The sequence below is a fragment of the Halalkalibacter lacteus genome (genome assembly GCF_036663595.1).
Lineage (GTDB): Bacteria > Bacillota > Bacilli > Bacillales > Bacillaceae_D > Halalkalibacter > Halalkalibacter lacteus.
This window is the reverse complement of record NZ_JAWRVL010000440.1, coordinates 1-238: the sequence shown is the minus strand read 5'-3', so window position 1 is coordinate 238 and position 238 is coordinate 1. Positions and strand designations below refer to the sequence as shown.

Genomic DNA, 238 nt, shown 5'->3' with positions numbered 1-238 from the left:
GGTCGTCGAGCTTCAGGTCGAACCACAGCGCGATGCCGTGGACCGTGCCGGCCTCGGTCACGGGGACGACGACCCAGCGTTCGCGCGGCGAGGGGACCGGTCGCGTGAAATCGAATCCGTAGAGCGGCATTGCGGCGCTGAGGAAGCGGTATTCCTCCGCGGCCAGGTCGGTCGGCTGGCCGCTCGACTGGTTGCGGAAGCGGTCGAAGGGCGACAGGTCGAAGCCCTCGATCGTGCC

Annotated in this window: 1 protein-coding gene; it reads right to left on the bottom strand. The window is 68.9% G+C overall.

Annotated features, from left to right (window positions below; genetic code table 11):
- Nucleotides 1–238 (bottom strand): hypothetical protein (locus SAZ04_RS22955; RefSeq protein WP_332700106.1); only part of this gene is annotated, 238 nt, incomplete at both ends.